The sequence below is a fragment of the Kitasatospora sp. NPDC056731 genome, from assembly GCF_040687675.1.
Taxonomy (GTDB): Bacteria; Actinomycetota; Actinomycetes; order Streptomycetales; family Streptomycetaceae; genus Kitasatospora.
Genome location: NZ_JBFBNR010000019.1, coordinates 104,140 through 119,244, shown reverse-complemented (window position 1 = coordinate 119,244; position 15,105 = coordinate 104,140). Strand labels below are relative to the sequence as shown.

Annotated in this window: 11 protein-coding genes; 7 read left to right on the top strand and 4 right to left on the bottom strand. The window is 76.6% G+C overall.

Going from position 1 to position 15,105, the window contains the following annotated elements:
- Nucleotides 1-128 precede the first annotated feature (128 nt).
- The 4 genes from AB0R04_RS21440 to AB0R04_RS21425 all read left to right on the top strand — a co-directional run bounded on the left by AB0R04_RS21440 (nt 129) and on the right by AB0R04_RS21425 (nt 3,779).
- Nucleotides 129-545, top strand: a complete 417-nt coding sequence (locus AB0R04_RS21440) for a TOBE domain-containing protein (protein ID WP_363373417.1) — start codon at nt 129-131, stop codon at nt 543-545.
- 69 nt (nt 546-614) lie between these two features.
- Entirely contained in the window at nt 615-1,376 is a 762-nt protein-coding gene (locus AB0R04_RS21435) for a glycerophosphodiester phosphodiesterase (protein ID WP_363373414.1), read from the top strand.
- A 288-nt stretch (nt 1,377-1,664) separates the two neighbouring features.
- Nucleotides 1,665-2,807, top strand: coding sequence for an AI-2E family transporter (locus tag AB0R04_RS21430; RefSeq protein ID WP_363373412.1), 1,143 nt, complete (start codon nt 1,665-1,667; stop codon nt 2,805-2,807).
- Nucleotides 2,808-2,885: 78 nt separating this feature from the next.
- Nucleotides 2,886-3,779 (top strand): virginiamycin B lyase, encoded by an 894-nt coding sequence (locus AB0R04_RS21425; RefSeq protein ID WP_363373410.1) that lies wholly within the window; start codon nt 2,886-2,888, stop codon nt 3,777-3,779.
- Here the strand turns inward: AB0R04_RS21425 and AB0R04_RS21420 are convergent.
- From AB0R04_RS21420 to AB0R04_RS21410, 3 genes are read right to left on the bottom strand one after another with little or no spacing between them, the layout of a single operon-like run.
- Nucleotides 3,770-4,327: a GAF domain-containing protein gene (locus tag AB0R04_RS21420; protein ID WP_063346190.1), complete on the bottom strand. Its 558-nt coding sequence runs from the start codon at nt 4,325-4,327 to the stop codon at nt 3,770-3,772. The genes AB0R04_RS21425 and AB0R04_RS21420 overlap by 10 nt on opposite strands.
- Nucleotides 4,311-5,240 (bottom strand): S8 family serine peptidase, encoded by a 930-nt coding sequence (locus AB0R04_RS21415; protein WP_363373407.1) that lies wholly within the window; start codon nt 5,238-5,240, stop codon nt 4,311-4,313. Before AB0R04_RS21415 ends, AB0R04_RS21420 begins: the two co-directional genes overlap by 17 nt.
- Complete coding sequence (locus AB0R04_RS21410; RefSeq protein WP_363373404.1) at nt 5,237-8,347, bottom strand: adenylate/guanylate cyclase domain-containing protein; 3,111 nt, start codon at nt 8,345-8,347, stop codon at nt 5,237-5,239. Before AB0R04_RS21410 ends, AB0R04_RS21415 begins: the two co-directional genes overlap by 4 nt.
- Nucleotides 8,348-8,743: 396 nt before the next feature.
- Here AB0R04_RS21410 and AB0R04_RS21405 point away from each other — a divergent pair, with 396 nt between their 5' ends.
- The 3 genes from AB0R04_RS21405 (at nt 8,744) to lanKC (ending at nt 13,073) form a co-directional block, all read left to right on the top strand.
- Complete coding sequence (locus AB0R04_RS21405; protein WP_159398320.1) at nt 8,744-8,917, top strand: hypothetical protein; 174 nt, start codon at nt 8,744-8,746, stop codon at nt 8,915-8,917.
- A gap of 142 nt (nt 8,918-9,059) precedes the next feature.
- On the top strand, nt 9,060-10,322 hold the full coding sequence (locus tag AB0R04_RS21400; RefSeq protein WP_363373401.1) for an MFS transporter: 1,263 nt from the start codon (nt 9,060-9,062) through the stop codon (nt 10,320-10,322).
- A gap of 90 nt (nt 10,323-10,412) precedes the next feature.
- A complete protein-coding gene (lanKC, locus tag AB0R04_RS21395; RefSeq protein ID WP_363373399.1) occupies nt 10,413-13,073 on the top strand; it encodes a class III lanthionine synthetase LanKC in 2,661 nt (886 codons plus the stop codon).
- Here the strand turns inward: lanKC and AB0R04_RS21390 are convergent.
- Nucleotides 13,066-14,892 carry a BTAD domain-containing putative transcriptional regulator gene (locus AB0R04_RS21390; protein ID WP_363373397.1) on the bottom strand — a complete coding sequence of 609 codons (1,827 nt, stop codon included), beginning with the start codon at nt 14,890-14,892 and terminating at the stop codon, nt 13,066-13,068. The two genes, lanKC and AB0R04_RS21390, sit on opposite strands and share 8 nt — an antisense overlap.
- Nucleotides 14,893-15,105: the final 213 nt, after the last annotated feature.

The window sequence follows — 15,105 nt, the reverse complement described above, 5'->3', positions numbered from 1 at the left end:
GCGGCCCCGGCCGCCGGTACGGCAGGATGACGGCGACGGCCCGCCGCGCGTGCGGCGTCCCCGTTCCCGTCCCACGTTCCCCGGGCCAGTCCCCGGGGCAGTTCCCGAGTCAGTGTCAGGAGTCGCACATGGGCCAGTCCGAGGCGCCGGTCAACCCGTACCGCATCGGTGAAGCCGCGGCGCTGCTCGGGGTCAGTGCCGACACCATGCGGCGCTGGGTGGACGCGGGGCGGGTCGCGGCCAAGCGGGACGAGCACGGCCACCGGATCATCCCCGGCGTCGACCTCGCCGCCTTCGCCCGTGAGCTGGCCCGCCCGGAGAACGCCGAGGCCGAGGGCCGTCCGTCCTCGGCCCGCAACCGCTTCCCCGGGATCGTCACCCATGTGGTGCTCGGCGACGTCGCGGCCCAGGTGGAGGTCCAGGCGGGGCCCTTCCGGGTGGTGTCGCTGATCAGCCGGGAGTCGGCGGAGGAGCTGAACCTCGTGCCCGGCGCCCCCGCCACCGCGGTCATCAAGTCCACCAATGTGATGATCGAGCGTCGTTAGCCGCGCGCCGCGCGCCGACGGCGCGTCGAGCCCCGTCCGTACCGGTTCCGAACGAGAGGCCCGCCCGGGATGTCCCACCCGCATCTGCCGACCACCCAGAGCGCCGTCCGCGCGGTCGGGGAACCGGCTGCCGACCGCCGCCGGGTGCTCGCCGTCGCACACCGCGGCGACCCGTACCGCCACCGCGAGAACACCCTGCCCTCCGTCGAGTCCGCGCTCGCCGCCGGCGCCGACGCCGTCGAGGTGGACGTCCAGCTCACCCGCGACCGGGTGCCCGTCCTGCTGCACGACCGCACCCTGGAACGCCTCTGGGGCGACCCGCGGTCGATCGGCCGGGTCACCACCGCGCAGCTCGACGAACTGCGCCAAGGGCCGCTCGCCGTCCCGACCCTCGCCGAGACGGTCAAGGTCGTCGCGGCCGCCGGAGGCCCCCGGCTGCTCATCGACCTCGACGACCCCGGCCCCGTCGCCGCCACCTGGTCCGTCGTCACCGACCTCGGCGCCGAAGGGCTGGTCTCCTTCTGCGGCCCCGCCACCGCCATGCTCGCCGTCCGCGCGCTGGCGCCCGAGGCCGAGATCGCCCTCACCTGGAAGGAGCCCCGGCTGCCCGTCCGCGCCCTGCTCGACGACCTGCGCCCGCGCTACCTCAACCCGCCGTTCGGCCTGGTCACCCCCGAGTTCACCGCCGCCGCCGCGGACGCCGGGCTCGCCGTCTCCACCTGGACCGCCGACCTGCGCCGCACCATGCGCCGGCTGCGCGACACCGGGGTCGCCTCCATCACCAGCAACCGGATCGGCGTGCTGCGCGCCGTCCTGGACGGCCGCCGCTGAGCGTGCCGCCTGCTGGACGGGGCCGCTCCGGGTGGACGGGGGCGTTCCGGGGCGAACTGAGGTCCGGCGCTCGAACGCGTCCGCCAGGGCGCTTCGTCCGATGAGGTGAGCTCCACCGGCTGCTCTGTACGCGACGGACGGGGGGCGGATTGAATCGGCTCCACCCTTGATCGGCCGGACGGCGGCGTGCCGTTGTCGCCGGGGAGCCGGCCGGAAGCGGGCACGCTGACGGATCGTCCGTCGAGACGGGGTGATTCGGACTCGTCGACGAGCCAGGCGGAGGTGGCCGTGCCCGAGGAGCACCCGGCTGGGGAGGGTCCGGCGGTGGAGCCCCGGTTCATCGGCGGGGCCGCGCCGGACCCCCGCAGGCCGTACCTGATGCTGCCGCCGGTGGTCCGGCAGGCGGCCGCCTGGGCCGCGGCGGTGATCCTGCTGCTCGCCCTCGCCTCGCTGCTGGTCTTCGCGCTGGTCGAGCTGCGGGCCGCGACCGTGCCGGTGGTGCTGGCGCTGCTGGGGGCCTCGCTGCTCTACCCGGCGGTGCCGTGGATGGTCCGGCGGGGCGTGAACCGGGGGCTGGCCGCCGGACTCACCTGCGTGCTGCTGGTCGCGGCCGTCTGCGGGGTGATCGCGCTGCTGGTCAACGCGCTGGCGCACAGCGCCCCGCAGATCGCCGAGTCCCTCCAGCAGGCGGGCAACCAGCTCGCCGCGTGGCTCGGCCCGACCGGGGAGAAGATCCGGCACGCGCTGGACAACGCCAAGGGGGAGACCAACTCGCTGGTCTCGACCGTCACCAACGGCGTGCTGTCCGGGCTGGGCCTGGCCACCCAGCTGATCGCCGGCGGCGTGCTGGCGCTCGCCCTGGTGTTCTTCTTCCTCCGGGACGGCCACCGCACCGGCGACACGATCCGCTCCTACCTGCCCGAGCGCAGCGCCGAGACCGTGATCGCCTGTGCCGAGCGGGCCTTCGACGCGATGGCCGGCTTCATGCGCGGCACCTCGCTGATCGCGCTGATCGACGCCACCTTCATCACCATCGGCCTGGTGGCGCTCGGCGTGCCCGGCGCGCCGGGGCTGGGCGCGCTGGTGTTCATGGGCGCCTACATCCCGTTCGTCGGGGCCTTCCTGTCCGGGGCGGTGTCCGTGCTGGTCGCGCTCGCCGACGGCGGGATCGGGACGGCGCTGTGGGCGCTCGGCGTGGTGATGGCGGTCCAGCTGTTCGAGGGCAACGTGCTCCAACCTCTCATCCAGAGCCGGACGGTGGAGTTGCACCCGGCCACCATCATGGTCGCGGTGGTGGCCGGCTCCGGGATCGCCGGCATCCTCGGGGCGCTGCTCGCCGTCCCGGTGTGCGCCGCCGGCGTGGGCATCGTCTCCGTCCTGCGCGGTGTCCCCGCCCCGCGGGCCGCCCGCCGCGCGGGGAACGGGGAGTAACCCGGTTGCCGGGGGCGGGGCGGGCATGCGAGCATCGCTAATGCGATAATAGTCGCGATAGTGAGGGTGGGGGTTCGCATGGCACGGATCGCGGAGCTGATCGAGGTCGCCGAGGAGGGGGCCGGACCGTACGGGGTCGCCGTGGGGCCGGACGGGGGCGTGTGGTTCACGCTGGTGCACGCCGGGGAGATCGGACGGCTGGCAGCGGACGGCACGGTCGAGCGCTACGGCCTCGGGGCGCCGGAGTGCGGGCCCGCGGTGCTCACCGTCGGCCCGGACGGCGCGCTCTGGTTCACCCGGATGCGCGACCACCGGATCGGACGGATCGACACCGACGGGAAGACGATCTCCTTCGCCGTCCCGACGGTGGGCGCCGGGCCCTACGGGATCGCGGCGGGGCCCGACGGGGCGCTCTGGTTCACCGAGCTGAACGCCGACCGGATCGGGCGGATCACCGTCGAGGGCGAGGTGACGGAGTACCCGCTGCCGCGGGCCGGGGCCTTCCCGTCGTTCATCACGGCCGGCCCGGACGGCGCGCTCTGGTGCACGCTCAACCAGGCGGACGCCGTCGCCCGGATCACCGTCGGGGGCGAGGTGGCCGTCCACCCGCTGCCCACCGGGGGCACCGCCCCCGTCGGGATCACCGCCGGGGCGGACGGCGCGCTCTGGTACGTCGGCATCGGCGGCGGGCTGGTCGGCCGGATCACGGTGGACGGCGAGGTCACCGAGTACCCGCTGGGCGACCGGGCGGCCCGGCCGCACGCGATCACCTGCGGCCCGGACGGCCGGCTCTGGTTCACCGAGTGGGGCGCCGGCCGGATCGGGGTGCTCGGCCCGGACGGGCAGCTCGACGGCCACCGGCTGCCCGGCCCGGCCGCCGAGCCGCACGGCATCGCCGTCGGCCCGGACGGCGCGGTGTACGCGGCGCTGGAGCGCGGATCGATCGCGCGCTTGGCGCCGCGTCAGGGCTGACGGCGCAGCAGCTCCTCCAGGTCGGCCAGCAGGTCGAGGGCGGCGGCGCGGTCGGGTACCGCCGCCGGGGCCGGGGAGCGCTCGGCGATGACCCGCAGGGCGGCGGCGGCCTGGCGGGCGAACAGGGCGAGCAGATCCAGCTCGGGCAGGCTGGACCGGGCCTGCGGGGCCGGGTCCAGCACCTCCAGGACGCCCAGCACCCTGCTGCCGTGCGTCAGCGGCGCCGCCATCAGCGCGTTCGGAACGTACGCGGTGGACTCGGCGAAGGCCCGGTCGAAGGTGCGGCTCGCGCCCAGGTCGTCGACCACCATCGGCTCGCCCGAGGCGGCGACCCAGCCCGCGATGCCGCTGCCCGCCGGGAAGCGGCGGCCCACCAGGGACTCCTCGCCGCGCCCCGAGACGGCCTGGAACACCAGCTCCCCGGCCGCCTCGTCGAGCAGGCAGACCGAACCGGCCTCGGCACCGAAGATCGCTCGGGCCACGTCCACCACGGACTGCAGCAGCTCGCGGGCCAGCGGGTCGACGGCGGGATCAGTGCTGAGGGTCATCGGGCGCCTCCGTGATGGGGGTGGACGGGGTGGGCTCGGTCGTCGAACTCCCGCCTGGGGGACGGTGAGGACCGGCCCCGGTGCCGACCTGGACGTTGGCTGCGGTGAGGTAGAGCGCGCTCTTCAGCTGGAAGGTCGTCAGCCTCGGGTGGCCGGACAGGATGCGGGCGCACAGCCCGGCGACGTACGGGGTGGCGAAGCTGTTGCCGGTGGTGCGGATGGTGGAGCCGCCGAGCCAGGGGACCCGGACGTTCTGGCCGGGGGCGAAGAACTCGACCGGCGGCGCTGGGTTGTACAGGTGCAGGGCCGGGTCGTCCTCCTGGTGGCTGCCGACCGAGATGACCGAGGAGAACCGCCAGGGGTAGCTCTCCACCGGGGTGTTGTGGGCGGAGGCGACGATCGCGGTGCGGGCGAAGAAGGCGTCGTCGGCGATCGCGTGCAGCTCCTCCAGGAAGCGGGTCCGGGTGGTGGAGAGGCTGAGGTTGACGACGTCGAAGCCCTGCTCGACGGCCCAGCGCAGCCCGGTGATCAGCATGTCGCCGGTGCCGGTGAAGCGTTCGCCGAGCACCCGGACGCTGTACAGCTCGCAGTCCGGGGCGGTGCGGCGGATGATGCCCGCGCAGGCGGTGCCGTGGCCGCAGGTGTCGCCGGTGCGGTCGGGGCGGACCACCAGCTCCCGGGTCGTCGGGTCCTTGACCACCACCCAGGAGCCGTTCAGCGGGCCGACCAGCGGGTGGTCCGGCTCGATGCCGGAGTCCACGACGCACACCCGCACGCCCTTGCCGGTGCCCCCGCCGCCGGTGCCCCCGCCGTCGGGACCGGTGGTGTCGTGCGCGGTGGTGTCGGCGAGCACCGGCAGGTCCGCGGCGGCCCGGCCGCGCAGGCTCCAGGTGAGGCCGGCCGGGCCGCTCACCGGGCGCCCCCGAGCCGCTCGGCCCGGCGCACGCCCGGCAGGTGGCCCTTGGCGGCGAACCGGTCCCGGGCGGTGGCGGCCGCCACGGCGGCCTCGGCGCGCCGGTCGAGCAGCAGCAGCGCGTGGGCGCGGTCCAGCGCGGTGAGCGCCTGGAGCAGCAACGACTCGGTGGCCTCGGCGGCCTGTACGGCGGCCGCGGTCAGCTCCAACGCCGGGTCGGCCTCACCCCGGGAGGCGGCGAGCCGGCCGCGCAGCGCGTCCAGCTCGATCGCCAGCACCGGCGGCAGCGCGGCCGTGGCGTCGACGCCGTCCAGGTGGCGGGCGGCCGGGCCCGGGCGGTCGGTGTCCAGCAGAGCGCGGGCGGTGGTGAGGGCGAGCCGGGGCAGCGGGGCGGCGTTGCCCAGCCGGCGGGCGACCTCGGCGGCGTCGGCGAGCAGGTCCAGCGCCTGCCCGGTCTGGCCGGTGGCCGCCGCGGCCTGGGCGGTCAGGGCCGGCAGCGAGACCATCGCGTCGGCCAGCGACAGCTCGCCCGCCAGGCCGTTGGCCTCGGCCAGCAGCAGTTCGGCCTCGCCGGGCCGGTCGCGCAGGGCGAGCAGGACGGCCAGCGGGCCGTTGAGCGCGACCCGCACCGTCCGGTGGCCGGCGCCGTGCCCGGCCAGCAGGGCCCGCAGCCGGAAGACGGCGTTCGGGACGGGCTCGGGGCCCGCCAGCAGGGAGGCGGCCAGCGCGGCCAGCACGGCGGCCCGGTCCAGCTCGGCGTCGGTGCGGGCGGCGTGGTCGAGGGCGTCGTCCAGCAGCCGCTCCGCCTCGGTGTGCCGGCCCGCCAGCAGGTGTTCCTCGGCCAGGCGCAGCCCGGCCCGGGCCTGGCCCAGGTCGTCCCGCAGGTCGATGAAGAGCGGGAGGACGGCGCGGGCGGTGGCGGCGGGCTGCTCCGGGCCGGGCGGCAGGCCGCGGGCGGCCAGCGTGAGCCGGGCGTGCGCGGCGTCCAGCGGGTCGGCGGCCGAGTCGCGGACCTGCGCCAGGACGGGCAGGGCCTCGTCGGCCCGGCCGAGCGCCAGCCGGGCCTCGCCGAGGCGGCGCAGCGTCGGGCCGGCGGTGCGCTCGTTCGGGTAGTGCAGCCGGACGGCGCGCTCCAGCAGGTCGGTGGCGGCGGGCAGGTCGGCGTGGGCGAGGGCATGGGCGCCGGCCACGCCGAGGGCGGCCGCCGCGCGGGTGCGCAGGGCGTCCGTCCGGGCGTCCAGCAGGCCGAGTTCGAGCCGGTAGCGGTGGGCGCGCTCCAAGTGGCCGCCGACGGCGGCGTCCCCGGCGGCGCGGACGGCCGGCAGGTCGGCGGCGCGTTCGTGGCGCTCGGCGCGGGCCCGCTTGGACATCGACTGGTAGACCGACTCCTGGACCAGGCCGCTGCTGAACCGGAAGCTGGTGCCGGCCGGTTCGACCAGGCGGCGCTCGGCCAGCCGGGCCAGCGCGGCGTGCAGCCGCGGCGGGGTGTCGTCGCCCGCGGGCAGGCCGGGGAGGCCGTCGAACGGACCGGTGAAGACGTCGTCCTCCGGGTCGGCGAAGGCGTCCTGGTCGGCGCCGCCGCGGGCGAGCTGGGCGAGTTCGGCGGCGGTGAAGGCGCGACCGAGCACGGCGGCCAGGTCCAGGGTGGTGCGCTCGTCGCGCTCCAGGTCGTCGATCCGCGCGCTGAGCAGCGCCCGGCCGGTGGGCGGGAGTTCGTCGGCGAGGGCGGGGCCGTCCGCCTCGGTGAGGGCGGCCAGCAGCTCCTCCAGGTGCAGCGGGTTGCCCTCGGCGCGCTCCAGCAGCCGGGTCGGCACCGCGTCCTGGTGGGCGCTCAGCTCCGTCAACTGGGCGGCCAGCAGCGCCGATTCGTCCCAGGACAGGCCGCCGACCGGCAGCGCCGGCAGCTCCGGGCGGGAGGCCGGCAGCTCCGGCCGGGCCAGGCACAGCAGCAGCACCGGGGCCTGGCCGAGGGCGGCGACCAGCCGCTCGGCGGCGTCCAGCAGCACCGGGCCGGCCCACTGGCAGTCGTCCAGGACCAGCACGGCCGGGCGCTCGACGGTCCGCCCGTGCAGGACCGCGGCCAGCCGGTCCAGGGACTGTTCGGCGCTTACCCCGGGCGCGGTGGCCTGCGCCAGCCGGTCCAGCGCCTCGGCGGGCGCGGGCGTCCCCGGGCCGCCGAGCAGGGCCCCGACGGCCTCCGCGAGCGGGGTCAGGACGCCCTGCTCGCCGTAGCTGCGGCAGCGGCCGGTGCCGCAGCGCGCGGTGTGTCGACCCGTCCGCTCCTGCCACTCGCGCACCAGCCGGGTCTTGCCGATCCCGGCCTCGCCGACGACCAGCAGCAGTTCGGCGCCCTGGCCGCCGGCCACCCGGGCCAGCGCGGCGTCCAGCTGGGCGAGTTCACGCTCCCGCCCGACCAGCGGGACGTCGAAGCGGCGCAGCAGCTCGGGGTCGTCCTCGTCCAGCCCGACCAGGCGGTACGCGGTGACCGGCTCGGTCTTGCCCTTGAGCCGCAGCGGGCCGACCTCGTGCACCTGGGCGGCCGGCCCCGCCGCGCGCAGGGTCTGCGGGCCGATCAGCACCTGGCCGGGGGCGGCCTGGGTCTGCAGCCGGGCGGCGATGTTCACGGTCTCGCCGGAGATCAGGGCCTGGCGCGCCGAGGCGTCCGAACCCGCCACCACCTGGCCGGTGTTGACACCGATCCGGACGTCCAGGCGGACCCCGAGGGTGGCGTCCAGCTCGGTGTTGAGGTCCTCCAGGTCCTCCAGCATGGCGAGCGCGGCGGCCAGCGCCCGGTGGGCGTCGTCCTCGCGGATCACCGGGACGCCGAAAACCGCCATCACCGCGTCCCCGATGAACTTCTCCAAGGTGCCGCCGTGTGCCTCGATCTGACGGTGCATCCGTTCGAAGTAGCGCAGGATCACCTCGCGCAGCGTCTCCGGGTCGAGCGCGCCGGACAGGGCGGTGGAGTCGACCAGGTCGCAGAAGACCACCGTCACCAGCTTGCGCTCCTCGGCGGCCAGGTCGAGGGCGGCGGCCCGAGGGGTGCCGCAGGCGGGGCAGAACTGGTCGTTCGTGCTGGCGAGTTGGGCGCAGAGCGGGCAGGGCATGGTGGCAGTCCTTCGCTAGTCCTTCGCGGTGCGGGGAGTGCATCAGGGAGTACATGAGGTTGGGTGGTGCGCGGGGGCGGGGGTGCGCACGGAGCCGGGGTGGGCGTGGTCGGAGCCGGGCGTGCGGGCGTGCCGGGCCAGGCTCCCCGGCCCGGCTTCGGGCCCGGTTCGCGGCCGCCTTGCCGGTGGTATGGCCGCAGCCCGGAGCGGGTGCGCGGGCCCGGCGGACGGGCGCGGCAGGCCGGACGGCGCCGCCGCCGGCGCCCCGACCTGCGGCCATACCGGTGCCGTACCGGTTCGCAGGCCGTGCGCAGCCCCGCCTGCCTACCGTCTTCACCACGGCGGGCCACCACCCGTCGAACCCCCACCGATCAACCCAGCGAGAGGAGTTCAGCCATGGCCGAGAACATCGACCCGATCGTCGGCGAGGACAGCGAGGAGACCCCGGAGGTCGAGGCGCACGCCGCCAACGTCCTGGACCTCCAGGCGATGAAGGTCCTCCAGGAGGCCTCCGACGGCAGCTGCTTCAGCCTGATCAGCTACGTCAGCTCCGCCGAGACCTCCGCCTGACCAGCGGCAGGTCAGCGGTGTCCGGCGCGGGGGCGGGCGCACCACCGCCCCCGGCCGCCGGGCAGTGATTGGCTTCCGGGGCGGTCCCGCCGGTGCGGGACCGCCCCGGCCCGATTCCACCCCCCCACCCCGGAGGACGGCCATGGAGCCCACCTCGCTCTCCCGCAACCGGGACTTCCGGCTGCTCTGGGTCGGCGGCCTGATGGCCTCGCTCGGCTCCCAACTCGCCTCGATCGCCCTGCCGTTGCTCGTCTTGCGGGAGACCGGATCGGCCGCCCAGGCGGGCGCCATCGGCACCGTCTCGATCGGCGCGCTGCTGCTCACCATGCTGCCCGGCGGCGTCATCGCCGACCGGATCGAGCGGCGCCGGCTGATGCGGGTGTGCGACGTCGGCAGCCTGCTCGCCGTCACCGCGCTGGTGATCGCCGTCCTGCGCGGCCACACCCCGCTGCCGCTGGTGCTGCTGGTGGCCGCCGCCGGGGCGCTCATCACCAGCGCCTACGGGCCCGCCGCCGGCGGCCTGCTGCGCGCGGTGGTGCCGCGCGAGCAGGTCCGCGCGGCCTCGTCCCGGATGCAGGCGCGCGGCGCCGCCGCCCGGCTGGTCGGGCCGATCGCCGGCGGCGCGCTGTTCGCCTGGCACCCGGTGCTGCCGTTCCTCGCGGAGGGCGTCGGGCTGCTGCTCTCCACCGTCTGCGTCGCGCTGATGCGGACCCGCTCGGTGCCCGCCGCCAGGAGCGGCGCGGCGTTCAGCCGCGGCGAACTGACCGCCGGGCTCAGCTTCATCTGGCGCCAGCCCTACCTGCGCACCCTGCTGCTGATCTTCGGGCTCGGGATGAACTTCGCGTTCAGCGCGCTGATGTTCACCACCCTGGCCGTGGCCTCCGACGGCGGCCGCTCCGGGATCGGCGGCGGCACCGTGGTCTCCTGCACCGCGGCCGGCGCCCTGGCCGGCGCGCTGCTCGCCCCGAGGCTGGAGGCCCGGACCGGGGCCAGAGCGCGCCCTGGGGCGAGTGACGGCAGGCTGGTGGCGCTCAGCTGCTGGGCGGCCGCCGCCACCGCCGGGGTGCTGGTGCTCACCCGGATCCCGCTGCTGATCGGGCTGCTCTGCGCGGTGTGCATGTGCCTGTCCACGGTCGCCAGCATCGGCTTCGTCTCCGGCATGCTGCTCGCCGCGCCGCCCGACCGGATCGGCCGGGTGCAGAGCGCCGCCGGTTTCCTGTCCACCCTGGTCCAGCCGTTCGGCCCGCTGGTGGGCGGCGCGCTGCTCGGCGCCCTGGGCGGCACCCGGACCTTCGCCCTGCTGGCCCTCGCCATCTCGCTCTGCGCGGCCGTGGTCACCTGGGCGCCGCCGGTCCGGCGCGGCCCGGCGCCGGCCCCGGCACCGCTACCCGCACCCGCAGGCTGAACCGTTCGGCGGCCCGGGAGACGAGCGACCCGGGAGAGCTTGGAAGAGCCCGGAAGAGCTTGGAAGACGACCCGGAAGAGGAGGCGCGCCATGGCCGGCGCCCAGGAGACCCAGCTGTACTGCCTCGCCGATCCGACGTACTACGACACCCCAGGCCGCCTCCGCGACCGGGCCGGCCGGTACCCGCTGGGGCTCGGCGCACCGCCCGCCGGGTGGCGGCGCGAACGGCGCGGGCTGTGGACGGCGCTGCGGCCGGACGGCGCCCGGCTGCCGGAGCAGGGCTGGAAGATCCACGTCTCGACCGTGCCGGAGGAGGCCGAGGCGACTCTGCGGGCCGTCGCGCGGGTCTGCACGGCGCGCCGCACGACGTTCAAGTTCCTGCGCAGCGACGAGGCGCTGCGGGTCGCGAACGGCAAGTACATGGGGCGCGGCAGCAGCGGCAAGTTCGTCACCGTCTACCCGGGGTCGGAGGAGGAGTTCCTGGCCGTCGCGGCAGAGTTGGCCGAGGTGCTGGCGGGCCGCCGGGGGCCGTACGTGCTCACCGACCTGCGGATCGGGACGGCGCCGGTGTACGTGCGCTACGGCGCGTTCGTCGAGCTGTGGTGCCAGGACGAGGACGGGCGGCCCGTGCCCGCGCTGCGCGACCCGTCCGGCGAGCTGGTCCCCGACCGGCGCGACCCGGTGTTCCAGCTGCCCGCCTGGGTCGAACCGCCCGAGGAGCTGAGCCCGCACCTGGCCGCCCGGGAGGCGGCCGGCGGTGACCTGCCGTACCGGATCGTCGAGGTGCTGCAGTTCTCCAACGCCGGCGGGATCTACCTCGCCGAGCACCGGACCACCGGGGAGCGGGTGGTGCTGCGCGAGGCCCGCCCGCACGCCGGGCTGGACGCCGCCGGGGACGACGCCGTCACCCGGCTGCGGCGCGAGCAGTGGGCGCTGGAACGGCTCGCCGGCCTGGACTGCGTGCCCCGGCTGCACGAGGTCCGGACGGTCTGGGAGCACACCTTCCTGGTCCAGGAGCACATCGAGGGCGTCCAGCTGTTCGCCGAGGCGATCCGCCGTTACCCGCTGGTGCACCAGGACTGCACCGCCGGACAGCGCGCCGAGTACGCGCACTGGGTGGCCGGGATCGTGGCCGGGCTGGAGAAGGCGCTCGGCGCCCTGCACGAGCGGGGCGTCCGGTTCGGCGACCTGCACCCGGCCAATGTGATCGTCCGTCCGGACGGTTCGGTGGTGCTCGTCGACTTCGAGTACGCGGAGGAGCTCACCGGCCGCCGTGTCCCGCTCGCCGGCGCGGGCGGGTTGCAGCCCCCGCCCGGGCTCGACGGGGCCGACGCCGACCGCCACATGCTCTGGGCCACCTGGCTGATGCTGCTGATGCCCGTGATGGAGCTGGCCGAACGCGATCCCGGCAAGCTGCCCGCGCTGGAACGGCGGGCACGGCGCTGGTTCGGCCTCGGGCCGGAGGAGGGACCGGTGCGGCCGGGCGCCGTGGCGCCGGTGGAACCGGTCGGCGAACGGCGGGTCCGCGAACTCCTCGCCGGGCCCACCCTCGACGCCGCCAGGAACGAACTCGTCGCCGGCATCCACGCCGGGGCCACCCCCGACCGGCCGGACCGGCTCTTCCCCGGCGACCCGGCCGGATTCGCCGACGGCGGCACCGGCGTCGCCCACGGCGCCGCCGGCGTCCTGTACGCGCTGCACCGGGCCGGGGCGCCCTGCCCCGACGAGTACGCGGACTGGCTGATCGCGGCGATGCGGCGGCGCGGCCCGAGACCGGGCGCCGGCGGGCTCTTCGACGGGCCGCTCGGCGTGGCGGCCGTGCTCGCCCGGGTCGGCCGCGGCGACGAGGCCGCCGAACTGGCCGCGCAGGCCCGGCAGGCCCGGCCCGCGCCCACCGTCGCCCTCCACGGCGGCCGGGCCGGCGCCGCGCTCGCCCGGCTGCGGCTCGCCGACGCCCTCGGCAGCCGGCGCGAACTCGCGGACGCCCTCGCCGATGCGCGGGCGCTCGACGCGGTGCTGCGCGGGCAGACCGTCCCGGGGCTCGGCGCGCCGACGGCGGCCGGACTGCTGTACGGCCTCGCCGGGATCGCCCTCGTCCAGCTGCGGCTGTACCAGCGGACCGGCGAGGACTGGCTGCTGGCCTCCGGGCGCGAGGCGCTGGGGCGGGCCGTGGCGCAGTGCGTACGGGTGCCCGACGGGTCGGTGCAGGTCCTCGACTGGGGGCGGCGGCTCGCCTACCTCGACCGCGGCAGCAGCGGGATCGCGCTCGTCGCCCAGGAGTACCAGGCGCTCGGCGGCAGCGGGTCCGAGGAGTTCGGCAGGTCCGGGGAGTTCAGCCGGTCTGAGGAGTTCGGCGGGTTCGGGGAGTTCGGCGGGTTCGGGGAGTTCGGCGGGTTCGGGGAGTTCCTCGCCGACGTGCGGCGGGTCTGCGCCCCCGGATTCGTCCGCGAACCCGGGCTGTTCCGGGGCCGCGCCGGGCTGCTGCTGGCGCTGGACCGGCTGGGCGGGCCGGCGGCCCGGGACGCCGTCCGCGAGCAGGTCCGCAAGCTCCAGTGGCACCTGGTCGCGCGGCCGGAGGGGCTGCTCGTCCCCGGGATGCGGCTGCGGCGGTTCTCGGCGGACCTGCACACCGGGGCGGCGGGCGTCCTGCTCGCCCTGCACGCTGCCGAACAGGGCTTGGAGGGCAGGGAGTTGCTGGACATGCTGACGCTCGGCCCAAGGGGCGCCGGCCGGCGCGGCGGGCTCAGCTGAGGTTGTCGGCCAGTACGGTGCTGTGCTCGCGGGCGTGCAGGTGGGTGAGGCGGGGGAGGGCGTAGAGGGCGGCGTGGGCGGTGACCTCGCCGGTGGGGGAGGTGACGGCGCCGGTGTCGGTGAGGGCCTCCAGGGTGCGCAGGGCGAGCCGTTCGGGGCGGCCGAGGGCGGTGGCGGCCTCGGGGAGGGTGAACAGCAGGGAGAGCGGGAGGGCGGCGAGCCGGCCGAGGGCGAGGCGGCCCTGGTCGGAGAGGTCGCGCCAGCCGGAGTCGAGGCGGGCGCGGACGGTGACGTCCCCGGCGACGAGTTCGTCCAGGGCGCCGGCCGGGTCGGCGAGGCGGGCCGCGTACTCGGCGAGCGGCAGGTGGCGCAGGACGGCGAGCCGGGTGCCGGCGACCCGCACGGCGAGCGGCAGCAGCCCGCAGGCCTCGACGATCCGGGCGGCGGCCGCGCGGTCGGTGCCGGTCCGGCCAGTACCGACGATCCGGCCGAGCAGGTCGAGCGCCTCGGCGGGGGCGAAGGGCGGCACGGTGACCCGGTGCACCGAGGCCAGTCCGGCGAGTTGGCTGCGCGAGGTGACGAGGGTGGCGCTCGGGCCGAAGCCCGGCAGCAGTTCGCGGACCACGGCCTCGCCGGGGGCGTCGTCGAGGATCAGCAGCATCCGGCGTCCGGCCAGGGAGGCGCGCCAGAGGGCGGCGGCCTGGGCCGGGTCGCCCGGTCTGGGGCCGGATCGGCCGGTGAGGGCGGCGAGTTCGGCGAGGATGTCGGCGAGCGGGCGCGGGGTGCCGTCCTCGGTGCGCAGCCGGAGCAGCAGCCGGCCGTCGGGGAAGCGGTCGGCGAGCAGGTGTCCGGCGTGCACGGCGAGGGCGGTCTTGCCGATGCCGGCCGGGCCGGAGAGGACCGCGACGCGCTCGCCGCCCTCCGCCAACGCGTCGATCAGGTCGCGTAGTTCGTGGCTTCGGCCGGTGAAGTCGGTGGCGTCGGCGGGCAGCAGTGCGCCGTTCGGGCCGGGGTGCGGCGCCGGCCGGGCGGTGGCGGGGCGGGCCGGGCCGTGGGCGATCAGCTGCCGGTAGCGGGCGGTCAGGGCGGGGCTGGGTTCGAGGCCCAACTCGCGGGCGAGCAGCTGGCGGTGGGTGTCGTAGACGGCGAGCGCCTCGGGCTGGCGGCCGGACAGGTGCAGGGCGTTCATCCGGGCGGCCTGGAGGCGTTCGCGCAGCGGGTGGCGCTCGGCCAGGTCGGCGAGTTCCTCGGCGACGGCGGTGGCGTTGCCGAGCTCCAACTCGGTCTCAGCCCAGTCCTCGTGGACGCCGAGGCAGCGGGCCTCCAGCCGGTCGGCCTCGGCCTGGACGGCGGGCGAGCAGCGCAGGTCGGCGAGCGGAGGGCCCTGCCACAGGTCGAGGGCCTGGCGCAGCAGCCGGGCGGCGGGGGCGAGCGCGCCGCTGTCGGCGGCGGCCCGGCCGGCCCGGGCGAGGGCGCGGAACTGGAGGACGTCGAGCTCGGGTTCGGCGACCCGCAGCAGGTAGCCGCCGGCGGTGTGGACCAGCCGCTCGGGCCCGGCATCGCGGCCGAGCAGGGTGCGCAGGGTGCAGATGTAGACCTGGAGGTTCTTGCGGGCGGTGCGCGGCGGCTCCTCGGGCCAGACCGCGTCGGTGAGCAGGTCGACCGGGACGGCCGTGTTGGCGCGGCTCAGCAGGACGGCCAGCACCAGCCGCTGCTTCAGCGGGCCGAGGGCGAGCGGGCGGCCGTCCGCTTCGCCGGTCAGCGGGCCGAGGACGGAGAAGCGCGGCCGGGTGGGGGCGGCGGGCTGGGCCAGGGGCATCGGTGTACCTCCGGGGCGTGGGTGGGGGCCAGGGCGTGTCCGAGCGGGGGCGTGACCGGTGCGGTGCGGGTGTGGCCGCAGGCTACTTGACGGCCGATCCGATCTGTAGGGCACGGAATCGTCCTGTTTCGCTCACGCGACCCTCACACTTCGGGCACCTGGGGGAGGGGGCACCCGGGGGAGGGGGAGGCCGGGTGTGGTGGCGGCCGGCGG

Excerpts from the sequence above, each read along its gene's own strand:
- AB0R04_RS21440 (WP_363373417.1), top strand. The coding sequence starts at position 129 with ATGGGCCAGTCCGAGGCGCCGGTCAACCCGTACCGCATCGGTGAAGCC.
- AB0R04_RS21435 (WP_363373414.1), top strand. The coding sequence starts at position 615 with ATGTCCCACCCGCATCTGCCGACCACCCAGAGCGCCGTCCGCGCGGTC.
- AB0R04_RS21425 (WP_363373410.1), top strand. The coding sequence starts at position 2,886 with ATGGCACGGATCGCGGAGCTGATCGAGGTCGCCGAGGAGGGGGCCGGA.
- AB0R04_RS21420 (WP_063346190.1), bottom strand. The coding sequence starts at position 4,327 with ATGACCCTCAGCACTGATCCCGCCGTCGACCCGCTGGCCCGCGAGCTG.
- AB0R04_RS21410 (WP_363373404.1), bottom strand. The coding sequence starts at position 8,347 with ATGCCCTGCCCGCTCTGCGCCCAACTCGCCAGCACGAACGACCAGTTC.
- AB0R04_RS21405 (WP_159398320.1), top strand. The coding sequence starts at position 8,744 with ATGGCCGAGAACATCGACCCGATCGTCGGCGAGGACAGCGAGGAGACC.
- AB0R04_RS21400 (WP_363373401.1), top strand. The coding sequence starts at position 9,060 with ATGGAGCCCACCTCGCTCTCCCGCAACCGGGACTTCCGGCTGCTCTGG.
- lanKC (WP_363373399.1), top strand. The coding sequence starts at position 10,413 with ATGGCCGGCGCCCAGGAGACCCAGCTGTACTGCCTCGCCGATCCGACG.
- AB0R04_RS21390 (WP_363373397.1), bottom strand. The coding sequence starts at position 14,892 with ATGCCCCTGGCCCAGCCCGCCGCCCCCACCCGGCCGCGCTTCTCCGTC.